This window comes from Vagococcus coleopterorum (genome assembly GCF_011303955.1).
GTDB lineage: Bacteria > Bacillota > Bacilli > Lactobacillales > Vagococcaceae > Vagococcus_D > Vagococcus_D coleopterorum.
Genome location: NZ_CP049886.1, coordinates 1,283,844 through 1,302,669, shown reverse-complemented (window position 1 = coordinate 1,302,669; position 18,826 = coordinate 1,283,844). Strand labels below are relative to the sequence as shown.

The following is an 18,826-nucleotide window of genomic DNA, read 5'->3' as shown; positions in this document are numbered from 1 at the left end:
AGGATCAGTGGAGCCTGTATCGCTACAGAGTGGAAACTGAAAGTCTAACATCATTGTTAGCAACATAGGTTAAGTTAATAAGGGCGCACGGTGGATGCCTTGGCACTAGAAGACGATGAAGGACGGGACTAACTCCGATATGCTTTGGGGAGCTGTAAGTAAGCTATGATCCAGAGATTTCCGAATGGGGAAACCCGGCAGCTGTTATAGGCTGTCATCATATACTGAATACATAGGTATATGAGGTGAGACGCAGAGAACTGAAACATCTAAGTACCTGCAGGAAGAGAAAGAAAATTCGATTACCTTAGTAGCGGCGAGCGAAACGGTAAGAGCCCAAACCAAGAAGCTTGCTTCTTGGGGTTGTAGGACTCAAATATGGTAGCTGTAGTTGATAGTCGAATTGACCTGGAAAGGTCAGCCGTAGTGGGTAAAAGCCCCGTAGGCGAAATGGACTGCACACCTATGAGTATCCTGAGTACGGCGGAACACGAGAAATTCCGTCGGAATCCGCGGGGACCATCCCGCAAGGCTAAATACTCTCTAGTGACCGATAGTGAACCAGTACCGTGAGGGAAAGGTGAAAAGCACCCCGGGAGGGGAGTGAAATAGATCCTGAAACCGTGTGCCTACAACAAGTTAAAGCCCGTTAATGGGTGATAGCGTGCCTTTTGTAGAATGAACCGGCGAGTTACGATAGCATGCGAGGTTAAGATGAAGAGTCGGAGCCGTAGCGAAAGCGAGTCTGAATAGGGCGAATGAGTATGTTGTCGTAGACCCGAAACCATGTGATCTACCCATGGCCAGGTTGAAGGTGCGGTAAAACGCACTGGAGGACCGAACCCACGTACGTTGAAAAGTGCGGGGATGAGCTGTGGGTAGCGGAGAAATTCCAATCGAACTTGGAGATAGCTGGTTCTCTCCGAAATAGCTTTAGGGCTAGCCTCGGATTAAGAATTGTGGAGGTAGAGCCACTGTTTGGACTAGGGGCCCATCTCGGGTTACCGAATTCAGATAAACTCCGAATGCCATATATTCATATCCGGGAGTCAGACTGCGAGTGATAAGATCCGTAGTCGAAAGGGAAACAGCCCAGACCACCAGCTAAGGTCCCAAAATATATGTTAAGTGGAAAAGGATGTGGGGTTGCATAAACAACTAGGATGTTGGCTTAGAAGCAGCCACCATTTAAAGAGTGCGTAATAGCTCACTAGTCGAGTGACCCTGCGCCGAAAATGTACCGGGGCTAAACATATTACCGAAGCTGTGGAGTGCACCATTAGGTGCATTGGTAGGAGAGCGTTCTAAGGGCGTTGAAGGTAGATCGTGAGGACTACTGGAGCGCTTAGAAGTGAGAATGCCGGTATGAGTAGCGAAAGACAGGTGAGAATCCTGTCCACCGTATGACTAAGGTTTCCTGGGGAAGGCTCGTCCTCCCAGGGTTAGTCGGGACCTAAGCCGAGGCCGATAGGCGTAGGCGATGGACAACAGGTTGATATTCCTGTACCAGTAATTATTGTTTGACCAATGGAGGGACGCAGTAGGCTAAGAAATCCGTGCGAATGGAAGTGCACGGCCAAGCAATGAGTTTTAGGGTGAGTCAAATGCTTACTCTTTTAAGAACAAGTTGTGATGGGGAGGGAAATTAAGTACCGAAGTTTCCGATGTCACACTGCCAAGAAAAGCTTCTAGTTAGATGATTACTGCCCGTACCGCAAACCGACACAGGTAGTCGAGGCGAGTAGCCTAAGGTGAGCGAGCGAACTCTCGTTAAGGAACTCGGCAAAATGACCCCGTAACTTCGGGAGAAGGGGTGCTGGTCTCCGGACCAGCCGCAGTGAATAGGCCCAAGCGACTGTTTATCAAAAACACAGGTCTCTGCAAAATCGAAAGATGACGTATAGGGGCTGACGCCTGCCCGGTGCTGGAAGGTTAAGAGGATGGGTTAGCTTCGGCGAAGCTCAGAATTGAAGCCCCAGTAAACGGCGGCCGTAACTATAACGGTCCTAAGGTAGCGAAATTCCTTGTCGGGTAAGTTCCGACCCGCACGAAAGGCGTAACGATTTGGGCACTGTCTCAACGAGAGACTCGGTGAAATTTTAGTACCTGTGAAGATGCAGGTTACCCGCGACAGGACGGAAAGACCCCATGGAGCTTTACTGTAGTTTGATATTGAATGTCTGTGACACATGTACAGGATAGGTAGGAGCCTTAGATGCCAGCACGCTAGTGTTGGTTGAGGCGTTGGTGGGATACTACCCTTGTGTTATGGCCATTCTAACCCGCACCACTAATCGTGGTGGGAGACAGTGTCAGATGGGCAGTTTGACTGGGGCGGTCGCCTCCTAAAGAGTAACGGAGGCGCTCAAAGGTTCGCTCAGAATGGTTGGAAATCATTCGTAGAGTGCAAAGGCATAAGCGAGCTTGACTGCGAGACCTACAAGTCGAGCAGGGTCGAAAGACGGACTTAGTGATCCGGTGGTTCCGCATGGAAGGGCCATCGCTCAACGGATAAAAGCTACCCTGGGGATAACAGGCTTATCTCCCCCAAGAGTCCACATCGACGGGGAGGTTTGGCACCTCGATGTCGGCTCGTCGCATCCTGGGGCTGTAGTCGGTCCCAAGGGTTGGGCTGTTCGCCCATTAAAGCGGCACGCGAGCTGGGTTCAGAACGTCGTGAGACAGTTCGGTCCCTATCCGTCGCGGGCGTAGGAAATTTGAGAGGAGCTGTCCTTAGTACGAGAGGACCGGGATGGACACACCGCTGGTGTACCAGTTGTTCTGCCAAGGGCATTGCTGGGTAGCTACGTGTGGACGGGATAAACGCTGAAAGCATCTAAGCGTGAAGCCCCCCTCAAGATGAGATTTCCCATTTCTTCGGAAAGTAAGACCCCTGAGAGACGATCAGGTAGATAGGCTAGAAGTGGAAGTACAGTGATGTATGGAGCGGACTAGTACTAATCGGTCGAGGACTTAACCAAGAATAAAACGTAGGATTCAAGGAATGTTTTGATTAAACTTTACTATCCAGTTTTGAGTGAGCAATTACTCAAAAGAAAATAATACATCACAAGTGTGGTGGCGATAGCAAGAAGGATACACCTGTTCCCATGCCGAACACAGTAGTTAAGCTTCTTAGCGCCGATGGTAGTTGGGGGTTTCCCCCTGTGAGAGTAGGACGTTGCCACGCTTTAGTATTATTCCGGCATAGCTCAGTTGGTAGTAGCGCATGACTGTTAATCATGATGTCGTAGGTTCGAGTCCTACTGCCGGAGTCATCTTTAATATAAGAGAAGTAAGAGAATCTGGAGAGTTGTCCGAGAGGCCGAAGGAGCACGCTTGGAAAGCGTGTAGGCGGGAAACTGTCTCAAGGGTTCGAATCCCTTACTCTCCGTAATAAAGAATGAATTTAATAAGGCCCGTTGGTCAAGCGGTTAAGACACCGCCCTTTCACGGCGGTATCACGGGTTCGATTCCCGTACGGGTCATTTAATGTATGTTATAATACATTAATACTTATATATAATGGTTTGGTAGTTCAGCTGGTTAGAATGCCTGCCTGTCACGCAGGAGGTCGCGGGTTCGAGTCCCGTCCAGACCGTTTTTATATTAGGCTTGATAGCTCAGTTGGTAGAGCACTTGATTGAAGCTCAAGGTGTCGGCAGTTCGATTCTGTCTCAAGCCACCATTTGGAGGAATAGCGAAGTGGCTAAACGCGACGGACTGTAAATCCGTTCCTTAGGGTTCAGTGGTTCGAATCCACTTTCCTCCATTTTTTATGTTTTATGCTAGGGGTATAGTTTAGTGGTAGAACTACGGTCTCCAACACCGTCAGCGTGGGTTCGAGTCCTACTACCCCTGTTAATATTTATGGCGGATGTGGTGAAGTGGTTAACACATCGGATTGTGGTTCCGACATGCGTGGGTTCGATTCCCATCATCCGCCTATTTTAATATTATGTCATTTTTATTATGGCGGATGTGGTGAAGTGGTTAACACATCGGATTGTGGTTCCGACACGCGTGGGTTCGATTCCCATCATCCGCCTATTTTATTTATGGGCTATCGCCAAGCGGTAAGGCAACAGACTTTGACTCTGTCATTCGTTGGTTCGAATCCAGCTAGCCCAGTTTTATATTACGGCGGTATAGCCAAGTGGTAAGGCAGAGGTCTGCAACACCTTTATCATCGGTTCAAATCCGGTTACCGCCTTATTTATAATTTGCCGGTGTGGCGGAATTGGCAGACGCGCTGGACTCAAAATCCTGTGATCTCACGATCGTGCCGGTTCGACCCCGGCCACCGGTACTATATGAAAACACTAAATCCTTTGATTTAGTGTTTTTTATTTTTGATAAGTCACTTTATTAGACATAATTTAGTTTATTGGATACAGTAAGGGTGTAGTAAAAATAAATTATTGGAGGTTTTTTCATGACAGACAAAGGCGCAATGGATGAAGTAAAAGGTAAAGCAAAAGAAGTTGCAGGAACTGTTACAGGTGATGGCAAGAAAAAAGCTGAAGGTATTTTAGATCAAGCTATTGGTAAAGCGAAGAAAGTAGCTTCTGATGTTAAGGAATCTGCAGAACACGTAGTTGATGATGTTAAAGAGTCGACAGAACATGTTATTGACGAAGTAAAAGAAAAGTTTGATAAATAGTTTAACATATTATTATTAATGAAAACGTTGTCCTTTGGACAACGTTTTTTTTTCTGAAATTTAGAAAAGAAAATGATTTGAGGTTTTTAAGGTTTTACTGTTTACTTATTAAGAATTGTGAGCTATACTAAGTATTGTAATAAGTTAGATACACATACAGGTAATTAAACATTTATTGTTTTGAGACACCTCTTTTGTAGCATCGATATTTATTGCAATAATAAGCGCTATGCGCACTAGGAGGAAACAACAATGGCTCAAGGAACAGTAAAATGGTTTAACGCAGACAAAGGTTTCGGTTTCATCACTCAAGAAGACGGTTCAGACGTGTTCGCACACTTCTCAGCTATCCAAGGTGAAGGATTCAAAACTTTAGAAGAAGGTCAAGCAGTAACTTTCGACGTTGAAGAAGGTCAACGCGGATTACAAGCGACTAACATCGAAAAAGCTTAATTTGAATTTAAACTTTCAACAACTAAACTTCGGTTTAGTTGTTTTTTTGTGCAAAAAAAAGAAGCCGAAGCTTCTTTTTAGTTTATAGTAAGTATTGATCTTTAGTGTAGTGGTTTAATAATTCTGCTGCACCCATCACAACTAATACTGTTCCGAAGACACGTAGCATTGTTGTATCAGTTCCAAATGGATTGAAAATTAATGTAATACCAGCGATTAATACCATAACGCTATAAATAATGATTGTTAAACGATATTTAGGATTTACCTCTTTAATTGAAGCACCTAAGCTTAATTGGATTAAAGCATTTAGAATTAATAAGACACCTAAAATAATTGGAATGGATTTAGTAATTAAGTCCATGAAAACAATGTTGATGATTGCTAAAAGAATTAGCATCGCACCAATGATAAATTCAATACCGAATAGGTTGCCTGTTTCTTGTTTACGTTTAAAGGCAGTTACTAAGTTCATGATTCCGAAGAATCCTAGGTAAGCACTAATTAAGTAAAATAAAACTTTCTTAACTGCTAGTGGTGCGAATAAAATAACAATTCCTAAAACGATGTAAATGATACTGCGTGTTAATGAATAATTGCGTAGTTGATCTAAAATATTTTTCAAAATAACCCTCCTAAAATTGTGTAGACTTTATTTTATAATAAAATAACTTCAGATGCCAACTATAAGCTATTCTGTAGTTGGTTTTGTTTATTTATGTACTGGTTTTAGGGTATAATAGATGGGTGAGAGAAATCAGATGATAATTGAGGTGAAATGAAATGAGTAATAATAATCCAATCGGCTTTATTGATTCAGGAGTGGGTGGCTTGACAGTTGTAAAGGAAGCGTTAAAACAATTGCCACATGAACAAGTTTTATACCTTGGTGATACAGCACGCTGTCCTTATGGTCCAAGACCAGTTGAACAGATTAAAGCCTATACATGGGAAATGACTCGTTTCCTTTTAAATAAAAATATAAAAATGTTGGTGATTGCTTGTAACACAGCAACTGCTGTTGTTTTAGATGAAATTCGAAATGAATTAGATATTCCTGTAGTCGGTGTGATTGGACCAGGAAGTCATGCGGCATTGAAATGTACTGAAAAAAATATTATTGGTGTGATTGGGACAGAAACAACGGTCAATCAAAAAGCATACAGTCAAATGATTCAGCATAAGTCAGTTGAAACTGAAGTCATTGAGTTAGCCTGTCCAAAATTTGTTCCTTTAGTAGAAAGTCAACAAGCCAATTCATCAATTGCTAAAAAGGTTGTAGCTGAAACTTTGCGACCTTTGTTGAAAACGGGTATGGATACGTTAGTCTTAGGATGTACGCATTATCCATTACTAAAGAAACCGATTCAAAATATTGTTGGTTCGGCTGTAACCTTAATTGACTCAGGTGCTGAGACAATTAGCGAGGTTAGTTTCGTATTAGATTATTTTGACATTACTGCTGATAAGGAAAGAAATCATCCAAGTCATGAATTTTATACAACTGGATCAGAAGAATTATTTAAATCAATTAGTGAAGAATGGTTAACAACAGATCAGATACCAGTCACTCATGTAGTGATTGATAATTAGGAGGAAATAGCATGAGACATGATGGACGTGACTATAATAAATTACGTGAGGTAACAATTGAGACAGATGTTTTGAAGCATGCAGAAGGATCAGTTTTAGTTTCATTTGGGGATACAAAAGTGTTATGTGCAGCGACCTTTGAGGATCGTGTTCCCCCTTTTTTAAGAGGTCAAGGAACGGGTTGGGTAACGGCTGAGTATAGTATGCTTCCTCGTTCAACGCATTCACGGATGATTCGTGAAAGTGCTAAAGGAAAATTAAAAGGACGTACCATGGAAATTCAACGTTTAATTGGCCGTAGTTTACGAGCAGTTGTTGATTTAGAAAAACTAGGTGAACGTTCTTTAATCGTCGATTGTGATGTGATTCAAGCGGATGGTGGTACACGTACAGCTAGTATTACGGGAGCTTTCGTGGCGATGAAATTAGCTGTTCAGAAGTTAATTGTTGAAGGGCAATTAGAAGAAGATCCCTTGAAAGAATTTGTTGCAGCTGTTAGTGTCGGTGTCTTGCCAACGAAAGAAGTTGTATTGGATTTGGATTATGTGGAAGATTCAGCAGCAGCAGTTGATATGAATTTAGTAATGACTGAATCTGGTGAATTTGTGGAAATTCAAGGAACCGGCGAAGAAGCAACGTTTACGCGTCAAGAACTAGCTGCAATGCTAGAGGTTGGAGAAGAGGGACTAGTTCAATTGATTGAAAAGCAAAAATTAGCGTGTTCAGGCTCTTCAGTAAAAGCGATGCCTGTTGAAGGTAGCCAAAAAACGATAGTGATTGCAACTGGGAATCAAGGTAAAGCTAAGGAGTTTGAAGCGTTATTTGGAGCGAAAGGCTATCAAGTCAAAACGTTATTGGACTATCCAGAAATTCCAGAAGTCGAAGAAACAGGGACGACGTTTGCAGCTAATGCTACTTTGAAAGCCGAAGCGATTGCTAAGACGTTGAATTGTTTAGTTGTCGCGGATGATTCGGGTCTAATGGTAGATGCCTTAAGTGGACAGCCTGGTGTTTATTCTGCCCGTTATGCTGGAGAACAAAAAAGTGATGCCGCTAATAATGCGAAATTATTACATGAGTTAACAGGTATTGAAGGGGCTAAACGTAGCGCAAAATTTCACTGCACATTAGCAGTGGCCGCTCCAGGTAAAGAAACTTTATTAGTCAGTGGTGAAGTTCCTGGTGAAATTTTAACTATCCCACGTGGAGAAAATGGTTTTGGCTATGATCCATTATTCTATGTACCGGAATTTGATAAATCAATGGCGGAGTTGCCTGCTGAAACGAAAAATAAGATTAGTCATCGGTCGGTGGCGTTGAAAGAATTAGATAAGGTTTGGGATAAATGGATGGAGGCGTAAATTATGCAACGCTTTTTAGTCGTTAGTGATAGTCACGGCAATCGTGATTGTCTTGTTGAACTAGCTGATCGTTATCGCGGAGAGGTAGACGGTATGTTTCATTGTGGTGACTCACAGTTGGAACCGGATGATTCATTGTGGTCAGATTTTTTAGTCGTAACTGGTAATTGTGATTTTGATCCTCGATTCAAAAAAGAGCAATTAGTCAAGCTAGGTGATGAAACTATTTTTATGACCCATGGCCATTTATTTAATGTGAATTCCTCAATTGCAAATTTGTTGTATCGTAGTCAGGAGCTAAATGCGTCTATGGCTTTTTACGGTCATACGCACGCCCTAGGAGCGGAGTTAATAAATAACGTATTAGTTGTTAATCCAGGGAGTATTTGTTTCCCAAGAGGGCGTTATCGCATTAAAACCTACGCCGTGGTGACAGTAGATGAAAAGTCTTACCAGGTTGAGTTTTATAATCAAAATCATGAATGTCAGAGAGAGTTGAGTTGTTCTTTTTCAAAAGGTTAATAATGTCTTAAGAGGTTTAAGAGTCTTTAAAAAATAGCTGTTACTTGCTGATAGCCAATAGTTATATGTTAGGGTTGGTTAGGACAGGGGGAATTAAAATGATTAGCGAAGCTGTAGAAAATATTCTATTGAAGAATGCAGATTGTTTTTTAGTTTCAGATGAGAAAGTCGCACATGTGATGGATGAGAATCCATTAACACATGCCTTATTAATGTTGACACAAGTGAAGTATACAAGAATTCCAGTTTTAAATCGTGAAGGCCATATTGTTGGCTTAATCGGCTTGTCTAATATCGTCAATCAAATGTTTGATCTAGCTGAAATTGATCCGAGCAATCTAGAAGGATTATTGGTTAAAGATGTGATGGAAACTGAGGTACCCATTATTACAGATCCATTTGATGTGGAAGATATTTTACATAAGTTAGTAGATCACCCATTCCTAGCAGTTGTTGATGAATATAACTGCTTTACAGGAATTGTGACACGTCGCGAAATTTTGAAAAGCGTTAATCATTTAGTACATGAAATTGATCTTGAAAATCATTAAGAATGTTTGAAGAAGAGTAATGTAAATTGTTATCAATTGTGTTAAAAAACAAATGGTGTTATTCTGTTATTGAATAAGGTTACCAACAGAAAGGAAGTTTAAGATGTCAGGTGGAGAAATTGCAGCATTAGTTGCAGCAGGATTTTTTGGGCTTTTAGTCTTAGTCATTTGTATTATGATTTTACCTAAGTTATCAAAAAACTTGAAATCGTCAGATATTGCAATCAATAAAGTATCTGATATGTTAGATGAAACCAATGTAACAGTCAAAGAGATTACCAATGATATTAATGTTTTAACTTACCAAGTAGAAGAGCTTTTAGTTAAGAGTAACTTACTGTTAGCAGATGTTAATCAAAAGTCTGAAACAATCGATCCATTGTTTACAGCGGTAGCAGATTTAAGTTCAAGCGTTTCAGATTTAAACTCATCAAGTCGCAATGTAGCTAGTAAGGTGACGACAATGGGAAGTAGTGCAGCCAAAGCAACAGCGGCAAGCAAATTAGCTAATACAGCGTTTAAATTATTTAGAAAATAATGAACATATAGGAGGAATTACAATGAGTAAAAAATCAGGTGGATTTTTATCAGGAGCAATTTTAGGTGGGGTTGCAGCAGCAGCGGCAGCGTTATTATTAACACCAAAATCAGGAAAAGAAATGCGTGATGATTTAACAGATCAAGCCAATGATTTTAAAAACCGTGCCATTGAGAATGGTGAAGAGGGCAAACCAGATTACGCTGGTCAAGCCGCAGAATTAATGTCAACATTAAAAGATAAAGCTGTTAAAGGTTCAGAAGAAGCCATGACAGTTATCAAAAAACAAACAGAAGAACTTTCGAATAAAATTAAAGCAACAACAGATGAAATGACTGATCTTGCAGAAGAATCTTTTGACGATATTGAAGAAGATATTGTTATTGAAATTCCAAAAGATGATAACTTGTCTGAACTTGTTCAAGAAGTAACTGAGGCTGAAGAAGCTGCTGTTGAAACAGTAGAAAAAGCAGTTGAAGAAACAACTAAATAGATAACATTTTAAAAGCCTCCAAGTGAGGCTTTTTTTGTTTGCAAGTTTCATGAAAGGAATTAGTAAAACGCTTGCATTATTGATATAACTTTGTTAATCTGAAATTAAGAAATGTAAATCGCTTTTTCAGAAAATAGACATTAAAAGTAATTTAGGAGGAAGTATAATGGAAAATCAAACAATTACAATTTATGATGTTGCTCGTGAAGCAAGTGTTTCAATGGCAACAGTGTCACGCGTTGTGAATGGCAATCCAAATGTTAAACCGGCAACAAGAAAGAAAGTTCTGGACGTGATTGATCGTCTTGACTATCGACCAAATGCAGTTGCGCGTGGTTTAGCTAGTAAGAAAACAACGACGGTTGGAGTTATTATTCCTGACGTTAGCAATGTTTACTTTTCATCATTAGCCCGTGGGATTGATGACGTGGCTACGATGTATAAATATAATATTATCCTTGCCAACTCTGATGGTAGCGATGAAAAAGAAGTCAATGTATTAAACACATTACTTGCAAAACAAGTAGACGGCATCATCTTCATGGGACATCACATTACAGATGCGATTCGCGGCGAGTTTTCTCGTTCGAAAACACCAGTTGTTTTAGCCGGTTCAATCGACCCCGATAAACAAGTTGGTTCGGTCAACATTGACTACAAAGAAGCAACGGCTGAAGCTGTTTCAGTTTTAGCAGCTAACAATCATGAAAAGATTGCTTTCATCAGCGGCTCTTTACTAGATCCAATTAATGGTCAAGAGCGCTTAGCTGGTTACAAACAAGGTTTGAAAGATAACAAGCTATCTTATAATGAAGGACTTGTATTTGAAACAAACTTTAACTATAAAACAGGTTATGGCTTAACAGATCGTTTACTTAACACAGGTGCTACTGCAGCTTACATTGCTGATGATGAATTAGCCGTTGGTGTGATGAATGGTTTATTAGACCAAGGAATTAAAGTGCCAGAAGATTTTGAAATTATCACTAGTAATAATACGTTGATTACTGAAATGGCACGTCCACAGTTATCAAGTATCTCTCAACCGTTATATGATATCGGTGCAGTTTCAATGCGTTTATTAACAAAACTTATGAATAAAGAAGAAGTGGAAGAGAAAACAATTATCTTACCACATGGACTTGCTAAAAAAGGTTCAACTAAATAATAAAAAAGACTTCGCATTGTGCGAAGTCTTTTTTGTTTTAATCTTTTTTCTTATCGTTTTTTTCTTTATCCGAGTCTTTATCTTTGTCGGCAGTATCTTTTTTCTTATCGTCTTTTTTAGCAGGTTTCTTAGCTGCATCATTCCATGCATCTAAATATTCTCCGTCAGTTCCTCCAATACCAAAGCGGAAGGTAGAGTTTCCCGGTCCGTTTTGAGCCCAAAGTGAAAGGGTTGATTTACCAGGGATAGAGCGTTGTTTTCCTTGTACATCAACAGTTCCATCTGGTAGTTGACCAGTAAAACTTGAAACAGTTGTTTGGATAACGCTAGGGTCTAAAGTGAATTGTTGTCCAACACCAAATAAATCAGGATTAGCTTGATAGGCAGCATTTGTTAAGTCTGCCCAAAGTTGTTTGTTGCGGATATCCCAATCTGCATATAGAGACGTATTGTCATCATATCCCATCCATGAACTGATTGTAATGGTAGGAGTAGAAGCAATAAACCAGTAATCTTTAAACTCTTGAGAGGTTCCGGTTTTACCAACCCAGTCACCACCAACAGCGCCGCTACCTAAGTTTGCTAATGAATTTTTAGCGTCAAAGCCAGTCCCGTAATTAACAACATCACGCATCATATTGTTCATGATAGAAGCAGTAGCAGGCGAGTAAACTTGAACAGGTTTTACTTCGTGTTGATATAAAACAGTGCCATCATTTTTAGTGATTTTTTCAATGGCGTAGCCTTGACTATATTGTCCTTTGTTAGCTAATGTTGCAAAGGCGTTAGTTTGTTCGAAGACCGTTGGACCGTAGTCTGTACCACCAACAGGAATTGATTCGTATTTAAATTCTTTAGAGTCCATTACCATATTCATTTTTTTGAAATAGGCTTCTGGATCTGCATGGTTTAATAATTCTTGATAAAGTTCGACAACAGGAACGTTATCAGAGACTTTAAGAGCTTCACGAGCAGATTTAAAGCCTTTAGAAGATTCACCACTATAGTTTCGTAGTTCATCACCATCACGGTATTTACGTGAGTTATTTGAAAGCATCGAGTCACTGCCGATTAAACCAACATCAATAGCAGGAGCGTAGGCTATAAGAGGTTTAATGGTTGAACCTGGTGAACGACGTGTTTGAAAGGCATGATTGTTTTGATTTTCTGAATAATCGCGTCCACCCACAAAGGAAATGACACGTCCTGTTTGGTTATCCATGATGACACTACCGTTTTGGATAGTGCCACGACCATCATCAATTTTCCAAGCAGAGTTCTTTTCTGCTTCTTGCATGGCATCGTACACAGCTTTATCGATAGTTGTTTCAATCGTAACACCGCTTCGGCGTAATTCTCTTAAGGCGACGTCATTATATTTTTGTGCTAAGTCATCATTCTTTTTAATATCATCCTTAGTTAAGCCGTCTTTTTCATAGAAGGTAGGCATTAATAAGTTAACAGCTTCTTGTTGAACGTATTGATATAAGAAGCCGTTTGTATCGTTACTTGCTGACTCTTGATCTTTAAAGTCTGCGGATAAATCATAAGCTAGGGCATCGTCATATTCTTCTTTTGTAATAAAGTCTTCTTTATACATATTGAAAAGAACATTATCTTTACGTTTCAATCCAAGCGCTAAGTTTTCTTCATTTTTTAATTCACCGGTATTTAAATAAGGACTATAAACAATCGGACTTTGTGGTAAGCCAGCAATGAAAGCGGCTTGAGGAATCGTTAAGTTATCTGCATGAACCCCAAAAATTCCTGTAGCGGCTTCTTCTACGCCGGCAATATTTTGTCCTGTGTTATCACGACCAAAAGGTGAAACATTTAGATAGGCAGTAATGATTTCATCTTTATCAAAGTATTTTTCAGTTTTTAAAGCAAGTAGAATTTCGTTGGCTTTCCGTTTATATGACGTTTCACTTGTTAAGACTTGTTGTTTGACTAATTGTTGGGTAATGGTTGAACCACCAGAACCACCAGATCCCAAAACATCAGAAATCAATGCACGAAAGATTGCTTTAGGGACAACACCATTATGTTCATTGAAGTTTTCATCTTCAGTCGAAATAAGTGCTTTTTTTACAAGGGGAGAAATCTGTTCAGATGTCACACTTGTTCGACTAAGGTCAGATTTGATATTAGCAATTTTATCACCATTTGAATAAGTTAATGTTGAAATTTGTTCCACATCATTGATTTTATTTTGTAAGGTCTTTTTATCAGGTACTTTTGTGTCACTGACTAAGTTTGCAAAATATCCCATACCGACTCCTAACCCAAGAGTTCCTAACAAGAAAATAGTTATAATAGCAGCTTTTGCTAAGGATTTCATGACGCCTAAGAAAATATTGAAGCCAGAAACTGCGGATTCTTTCGAAAGTTTGAGTTCCTTTTGAGATTTAGTTATTTTATCAGTTGCTTTTTTCTTTTTAAATAATGACATTCTTTCACCTCGACTGGTTGAATTAGATTGGTTTTATTATACCAAATAAATAGGCAACTGCCTATAAGTAGAAGATTGCTCAAAATGAGGAGCTAAATGAGCGTCAAGGTTGTGAAAGCGAGCAGTTTAACGTAAAATTTATAAAGTAAAGAAGGATGGCGTTAATCCTTTAATAAATGGAGGTTATAGATATGTTAATTGGCTCTCACGTTAGTATGAGTGGTAAAAAAATGTTAGTTGGTGCTGCAGAAGAAGCGGCTGGTTATGAAGCAAGTACCTTTATGATCTATACAGGTGCACCGCAAAACACGCGCCGTAAAGCAGTTGAAGAAATGAATATCGAAGCGGGACAAGCGTTAATGAAAGAAAAAGGGTTAAGTGATATGGTTGTTCACGCACCCTACATTATCAACTTGGGAAATACGGTTAAACCGGAAAACTTCCCTTTTGCGACTCAGTTTTTAAGAGAAGAAATTCAACGTGCGGAAGCTTTAGGAGCAACGCAAATCACCATGCATCCAGGTGCTCATGTTGGTGCTGGTGCTGAAGCGGGGATTGCCCAAATTGTTAAAGGCTTAAATGAAGTCTTGACAGAAGATCAAATTCCTCAAATTGCTCTAGAAACAATGGCTGGTAAAGGAACTGAAATTGGTCGCACATTTGAAGAAATTGCTGCAATTATCGCTGGCGTTAAATTAAAAGATAAATTATCCGTGACTTTAGATACTTGTCATATTCACGATGCAGGTTATGATTTAAATGATTTTGATGCTGTCTTAGAAGAGTTTGATCGTGTGATCGGCTTAGATAAATTAAAAGTGATTCACGTGAATGATTCTAAAAATGTTCGTGGTGCACATAAAGACCGCCATGCCAATATTGGTTTTGGTGAGATTGGATTTGAAGCCTTAAGTAACGTTGTTCATCATCCTAAATTAGCTAATTTACCAAAAATCTTAGAAACACCTTATGTCGGTGAGGATAAGAAAACAGCTAAAGCACCATACAAACATGAGATTGCCATGTTGAAATCAGGTGTCTTCAACGAAAATCTTTTAGAAGAGATTACAAATTCGTAGAAATTGGCTAAATAAAAGAACGAGATTTCTAAAATAATTCTTTTATTCCCCGTGATTTTTTAGTACAATTAATCTAGTTACTATTAGACAAGAGGAAGGAGTGTTAGATATGACAATTTTATATGTAGTTATCGCCCTAATCGTAGGACTAGTTGCTGGATTTTTCCTAGCACGTAAATATATGGAAACTTATTTGAAAAAGAATCCTCCAATCAATGAGGATATGTTACGTATGATGATGATGCAAATGGGACAAAAACCATCTGAGAAAAAGATTCGTCAAATGGCGCAAAGCATGAAAAACCAAGCGCAAAAATAAGCTTAATTTATATTTAGTACGATATGGGAGCGGGCAGATATTCTGTCTGCTCTTTTTATGTTTTGGAATAAAGGAGTGAAGAAAGAAAATGGGAATATTTAAAAAGCTAGGCTGGTTTTTTAAACAGGAAAAGAAATCTTATGTGATTGGTGTGACCTGTTTAATTTTAGTATCAGTCTTACAAATTATTTCACCGCGAATTATCGGGATTACCATCGATGATATCGGAGCGAGTCGTTTAACGATGAGTATCTTATTAACAAGAATCGGTATTTTAGTGGCGGTAGGTGTGGCCCAGTATTTACTGCGTTATGTTTGGCGTACGAATATTTGGGGAAGTGCTGCGAAACTAGAAAAAACAATGCGTCGCCGTTTGTTCCATCATTTTACCCAAATGGACAACAAGTTTTATCAAAAATACCGGACAGGTGATTTGATGGCCCATGCTACAAATGATTTGGGGGCGATTGAAGGTGTGGCTGGTTCAGGAATCTTAACCTTTGCGGATTCCTTAGTAAATGGTGGGGTAACCATTATTGCGATGATTTTATTCGTCGATTGGCGTTTAACGTTAATTGCTTTATTACCATTACCGTTATTAGCAATTACTTCTCGTCGTTTAGGAAGTAAAATGCATGAAGCCTATAAGGAAGATCAAGCAGCCTTTTCAAGTATTAATGAAAAAGCCCAAGAGAGTATCACTGGGATTAAAGTGATTAAAACATTCGGACAAGAAGAAGAAGATATTGCTGATTTTGATTCAAAGATTGATTTTGCCATCGGGAAAATCAAACGAGTGATGTGGTTAGATTCAATGTTTGATCCGTTAATTACTTTAATCATTGGGATTTCTTATGTCCTAACAATTATTTTTGGTAGTTTGTTCATCATGCGCGGGGATATTACGATTGGACAATTAGTGTCATTTATCGATTATATCGCCATGTTAATTTGGCCGATGTTTGCTATTGGTCGTCTCTTTAATGTTTTGGAAAAAGGGAGTGCCAGTTACGACCGTGTCCAAGAATTATTAGATGAAGAATCAGTGATCAACGAACCAGAAAATCCAATTCGTGAAAAAGCACAAGGTGATTTGCATGTTAAAGTTGATGAGTTTAAATATGAAGCCGCTGAAGAAAAGATTGATTTGAAACAAATTGATTTCACGATTAAAGAAGGTCATACGTTAGGGATTGTTGGCAAGACAGGTGCGGGTAAAACAAGTATCTTAAAACTGATTATGCGTGAGTATGATAACTATCAAGGAGCCATTACTTTTGGTGACCACGATATTAAAGATTATGCTTTTGATTCATTATTAACCTCGATTGGTTATGTACCGCAAGATCATTTCTTATTCTCTATGACCATTCGTGATAACATCCGTTTTGCTGTTCCTAAAGCAACAGAAGAACGTGTGATTAAAGCCGCTGAATTAACAGCAGTTCACGAAGATATTATTGGGATGCCTGAAGGTTATGACACAATGGTTGGGGAACGTGGCGTTTCCCTTTCTGGCGGTCAAAAACAACGATTATCAATCGCTCGTGCTGTTTTAGTTGAACCTGAGTTATTAATCTTAGATGACGCTTTATCAGCGGTTGATGCGAAGACAGAAGAAAAGATTTTAAGTAATCTAAAAGCTAGTCGTGGTAATAAAACAACCATTATTTCTGCTCACCGTTTGAGTAGTGTGATGCACGCTCAGGAAATTATTGTGGTAGATGAAGGTCAGATTATCGAGCGTGGAACGCACCAGGAATTATTAGCTTTAAATGGGTGGTACACGAAGATGTTTGAACAACAAAAACTAGAAAGTAAAATTGAAGGAGGTGACGCATAATGGCAGAAAACAATGAAAATGCATGGTCCGAAGCAATTCCCTTAAAAGAACAAATGACGATTGTGAAACGGATGCTAAGTTATGCGAAACCTTTTAAGAAATTGTTTATTGTTTCAATTTTATTATCAATTGTCTTATCAGTTATCAATATTATGATGCCAAAAATCATTCAAGTATTGATTGATGATTATTTAAAACCAGAATCAGCAACAACAGCGATTGTTCTATTCTTTGCTGCATTGTATGTAGCTGGGACATTAATGAAAGCAATTGTCTGGTTTATTGAAGCCTATGTTTATTCGGTAGCAGCAACAAAAACCTTCCAACATATTAGAAGTTTATTGTTTAAGAAAGTTCAATCTATGGGAATGCGTTATTTCGACCAAACACCAGCTGGTTCAATCGTATCCCGTGTGACGAACGATACAGAATCATTATTTGATTTCTGGGGTGTTTTTTTACAAGTCTTAACAGGTTTCTTCAGTGTGACGACAGCCTTAATTGCGATGTACTTTATCAGTCCCACATTAGCTAGCTTGGCTTTAATCTTCTTACCGATTTTATTAGTGGTTGTTTGGTTCTATCAAAAGATTAGTTCTCGTGTATACCGTAGTATGCGTGAGAAGCTAAGTCAGTTGAATACGAAGCTAAATGAATCAATTTCGGGAATGAGTATTGTGCAACAGTTCAGACAAGAACAACGTTTAGAAGAAGAGTTTGAGAAAACAAATGAAGAGTACTTGCAAACGCGTTTTAAAATGATTAAAACGAATTCTTTGTTACTAGCACCAATTATTAACTTGTTAGTAGCTTTAGCAATTGCGATGGTATTAGGTTACTTTGGTTACATTTCGTTAGATCAACCATTAGAAGTTGGGTTAATCTATGTCTTCATCTCTTATGTTAGAGCATTCTTCCAACCAATGGTTTCTATGATGGATTACTTAAGTGTCTTCCAAGACGGAACGGTTGCTGGTAGTCGTATTTTAAAAATTATGGATTATGAAGAAGTAGCCCCTCAACAAAACGAAGGAGCATCAGAGGTTATTCAACAAGGTAAGATTGAATTTCGTAATGTTAGCTTTTCTTATGATGGGAAACACAATGTTTTAAATAACATTAGTTTTGTAGCAAATCCAGGTGAAACGGTGGCTTTAGTTGGTCACACAGGTAGCGGTAAAAGTTCGATTATCAATGTCATGATGCGCTTTTATGAGTTCTATGAGGGCGAGATTTTAATTGATGATAAGAACATTCGTGATTATCCAATGGAAGAGCTACGTCAGAAAATGGGCTTAGTTTTACAAGATGCCTTTATGTTCTATGGGGATATTAAAGGTAATATTCGTTTGTTTAATGAATTGATTACAGATGAAGAAATTAAAGCTGCCGCAGAGTTTGTGCAAGCTGATAAATTTATCGAAGCTTTACCTGACGGTTATGATTCAAAAGTAATTGAACGTGGGGCAAGTTATTCTAGTGGTCAACGTCAATTGTTATCATTTGCAAGAACTATTGTTACCGATCCAAAGATTTTAGTCTTAGATGAAGCAACAGCAAACATTGACACGGAAACTGAGAGTCTGATACAAGAAGGCTTAAAACGAATGCGTGAAGGTCGTACGACTTTAGCCATCGCTCACCGTCTATCAACCATTAAAGATGCTGAATTAATCTTAGTACTAAACAAAGGTTCGATCGTTGAACGTGGTAATCACGATCAATTAATTGAACAAGAAGGTCTTTACTACGATATGTACCGTCTGCAAAAAGGCGAATAAGATAATCCCT

At 39.2% G+C, this 18,826-nt stretch carries 15 protein-coding genes, 12 tRNA genes and 2 rRNA genes; 27 read left to right on the top strand and 2 right to left on the bottom strand.

Annotated elements, in window-relative coordinates; all coding sequences use genetic code 11:
• Window positions 1-67: 67 nt before the first annotated feature.
• The 16 genes from G7081_RS06530 to G7081_RS06455 all read left to right on the top strand — a co-directional run bounded on the left by G7081_RS06530 (window position 68) and on the right by G7081_RS06455 (window position 5,116).
• Window positions 68-2,981 (top strand): 23S ribosomal RNA (locus G7081_RS06530).
• A 93-nt stretch (window positions 2,982-3,074) separates the two neighbouring features.
• A 5S ribosomal RNA gene (gene rrf / locus G7081_RS06525) occupies window positions 3,075-3,190 on the top strand.
• 11 nt (window positions 3,191-3,201) lie between these two features.
• Window positions 3,202-3,275 (top strand) — tRNA-Asn (locus G7081_RS06520).
• A gap of 32 nt (window positions 3,276-3,307) precedes the next feature.
• Window positions 3,308-3,394 (top strand) — tRNA-Ser (locus G7081_RS06515).
• Window positions 3,395-3,416: 22 nt separating this feature from the next.
• Window positions 3,417-3,488 (top strand) — tRNA-Glu (locus tag G7081_RS06510).
• Window positions 3,489-3,527: 39 nt separating this feature from the next.
• Window positions 3,528-3,601, top strand: a tRNA-Asp gene (locus tag G7081_RS06505).
• A gap of 11 nt (window positions 3,602-3,612) precedes the next feature.
• Window positions 3,613-3,688 (top strand) — tRNA-Phe (locus G7081_RS06500).
• 3 nt (window positions 3,689-3,691) lie between these two features.
• Window positions 3,692-3,772 (top strand) — tRNA-Tyr (locus tag G7081_RS06495).
• An 18-nt stretch (window positions 3,773-3,790) separates the two neighbouring features.
• Window positions 3,791-3,861: transfer RNA gene (locus G7081_RS06490), tRNA-Trp, on the top strand.
• 12 nt (window positions 3,862-3,873) lie between these two features.
• Window positions 3,874-3,946: transfer RNA gene (locus tag G7081_RS06485), tRNA-His, on the top strand.
• A gap of 29 nt (window positions 3,947-3,975) precedes the next feature.
• A tRNA-His gene (locus G7081_RS06480) sits at window positions 3,976-4,048 on the top strand.
• A gap of 11 nt (window positions 4,049-4,059) precedes the next feature.
• Window positions 4,060-4,131, top strand: a tRNA-Gln gene (locus tag G7081_RS06475).
• An 11-nt stretch (window positions 4,132-4,142) separates the two neighbouring features.
• Window positions 4,143-4,213, top strand: a tRNA-Cys gene (locus G7081_RS06470).
• 12 nt (window positions 4,214-4,225) lie between these two features.
• Window positions 4,226-4,309, top strand: a tRNA-Leu gene (locus G7081_RS06465).
• 126 nt (window positions 4,310-4,435) lie between these two features.
• Window positions 4,436-4,663, top strand: a complete 228-nt coding sequence (locus tag G7081_RS06460; RefSeq protein WP_166008131.1) for a CsbD family protein — start codon at window positions 4,436-4,438, stop codon at window positions 4,661-4,663.
• 252 nt (window positions 4,664-4,915) lie between these two features.
• The gene (locus G7081_RS06455) at window positions 4,916-5,116 is read left to right on the top strand and encodes a cold-shock protein (protein WP_166008130.1); all 201 of its coding nucleotides are present in this window, start codon (window positions 4,916-4,918) and stop codon (window positions 5,114-5,116) included.
• Window positions 5,117-5,198: 82 nt separating this feature from the next.
• Here G7081_RS06455 and G7081_RS06450 read toward each other — a convergent pair whose 3' ends face one another.
• Window positions 5,199-5,741: an HdeD family acid-resistance protein gene (locus G7081_RS06450; protein ID WP_166008129.1), complete on the bottom strand. Its 543-nt coding sequence runs from the start codon at window positions 5,739-5,741 to the stop codon at window positions 5,199-5,201.
• Window positions 5,742-5,899: 158 nt separating this feature from the next.
• Between G7081_RS06450 and racE the strand changes: the two genes are divergently transcribed.
• The 7 genes from racE to ccpA all read left to right on the top strand — a co-directional run bounded on the left by racE (window position 5,900) and on the right by ccpA (window position 11,342).
• A complete protein-coding gene (gene racE, locus G7081_RS06445) occupies window positions 5,900-6,709 on the top strand; it encodes a glutamate racemase (protein WP_166008128.1) in 810 nt (269 codons plus the stop codon).
• Window positions 6,710-6,720: 11 nt separating this feature from the next.
• Window positions 6,721-8,070: a ribonuclease PH gene (gene rph / locus G7081_RS06440; protein WP_166008127.1), complete on the top strand. Its 1,350-nt coding sequence runs from the start codon at window positions 6,721-6,723 to the stop codon at window positions 8,068-8,070.
• 3 nt (window positions 8,071-8,073) lie between these two features.
• Window positions 8,074-8,592, top strand: coding sequence for a metallophosphoesterase (locus G7081_RS06435; RefSeq protein WP_202982262.1), 519 nt, complete (start codon window positions 8,074-8,076; stop codon window positions 8,590-8,592).
• Between the two features lie 98 nt (window positions 8,593-8,690).
• Window positions 8,691-9,143, top strand: coding sequence for a cyclic-di-AMP-binding protein CbpB (cbpB, locus tag G7081_RS06430; protein ID WP_166008126.1), 453 nt, complete (start codon window positions 8,691-8,693; stop codon window positions 9,141-9,143).
• A 103-nt stretch (window positions 9,144-9,246) separates the two neighbouring features.
• The gene (locus tag G7081_RS06425) at window positions 9,247-9,681 is read left to right on the top strand and encodes a DUF948 domain-containing protein (protein ID WP_166008125.1); all 435 of its coding nucleotides are present in this window, start codon (window positions 9,247-9,249) and stop codon (window positions 9,679-9,681) included.
• A 22-nt stretch (window positions 9,682-9,703) separates the two neighbouring features.
• Complete coding sequence (locus tag G7081_RS06420) at window positions 9,704-10,174, top strand: YtxH domain-containing protein (RefSeq protein ID WP_166008124.1); 471 nt, start codon at window positions 9,704-9,706, stop codon at window positions 10,172-10,174.
• A 166-nt stretch (window positions 10,175-10,340) separates the two neighbouring features.
• On the top strand, window positions 10,341-11,342 hold the full coding sequence (ccpA, locus tag G7081_RS06415) for a catabolite control protein A (RefSeq protein ID WP_166008123.1): 1,002 nt from the start codon (window positions 10,341-10,343) through the stop codon (window positions 11,340-11,342).
• A 37-nt stretch (window positions 11,343-11,379) separates the two neighbouring features.
• On the opposite strand, the gene G7081_RS06410 is transcribed toward ccpA, so the two are convergent.
• Window positions 11,380-13,794: a transglycosylase domain-containing protein gene (locus G7081_RS06410; protein ID WP_166008122.1), complete on the bottom strand. Its 2,415-nt coding sequence runs from the start codon at window positions 13,792-13,794 to the stop codon at window positions 11,380-11,382.
• A gap of 191 nt (window positions 13,795-13,985) precedes the next feature.
• On the opposite strand from G7081_RS06410, the gene G7081_RS06405 reads away from it, so the two are divergent.
• From G7081_RS06405 to G7081_RS06390, 4 genes are all read left to right on the top strand, one after another.
• Window positions 13,986-14,873 (top strand): deoxyribonuclease IV, encoded by an 888-nt coding sequence (locus G7081_RS06405; protein WP_166008121.1) that lies wholly within the window; start codon window positions 13,986-13,988, stop codon window positions 14,871-14,873.
• 109 nt (window positions 14,874-14,982) lie between these two features.
• Complete coding sequence (locus tag G7081_RS06400; RefSeq protein ID WP_166008120.1) at window positions 14,983-15,192, top strand: YneF family protein; 210 nt, start codon at window positions 14,983-14,985, stop codon at window positions 15,190-15,192.
• Between the two features lie 88 nt (window positions 15,193-15,280).
• Entirely contained in the window at window positions 15,281-17,035 is a 1,755-nt protein-coding gene (locus tag G7081_RS06395; RefSeq protein WP_166008119.1) for an ABC transporter ATP-binding protein, read from the top strand.
• The gene (locus G7081_RS06390; RefSeq protein WP_166008118.1) at window positions 17,035-18,816 is read left to right on the top strand and encodes an ABC transporter ATP-binding protein; all 1,782 of its coding nucleotides are present in this window, start codon (window positions 17,035-17,037) and stop codon (window positions 18,814-18,816) included. Before G7081_RS06395 ends, G7081_RS06390 begins: the two co-directional genes overlap by 1 nt.
• Window positions 18,817-18,826: the final 10 nt, after the last annotated feature.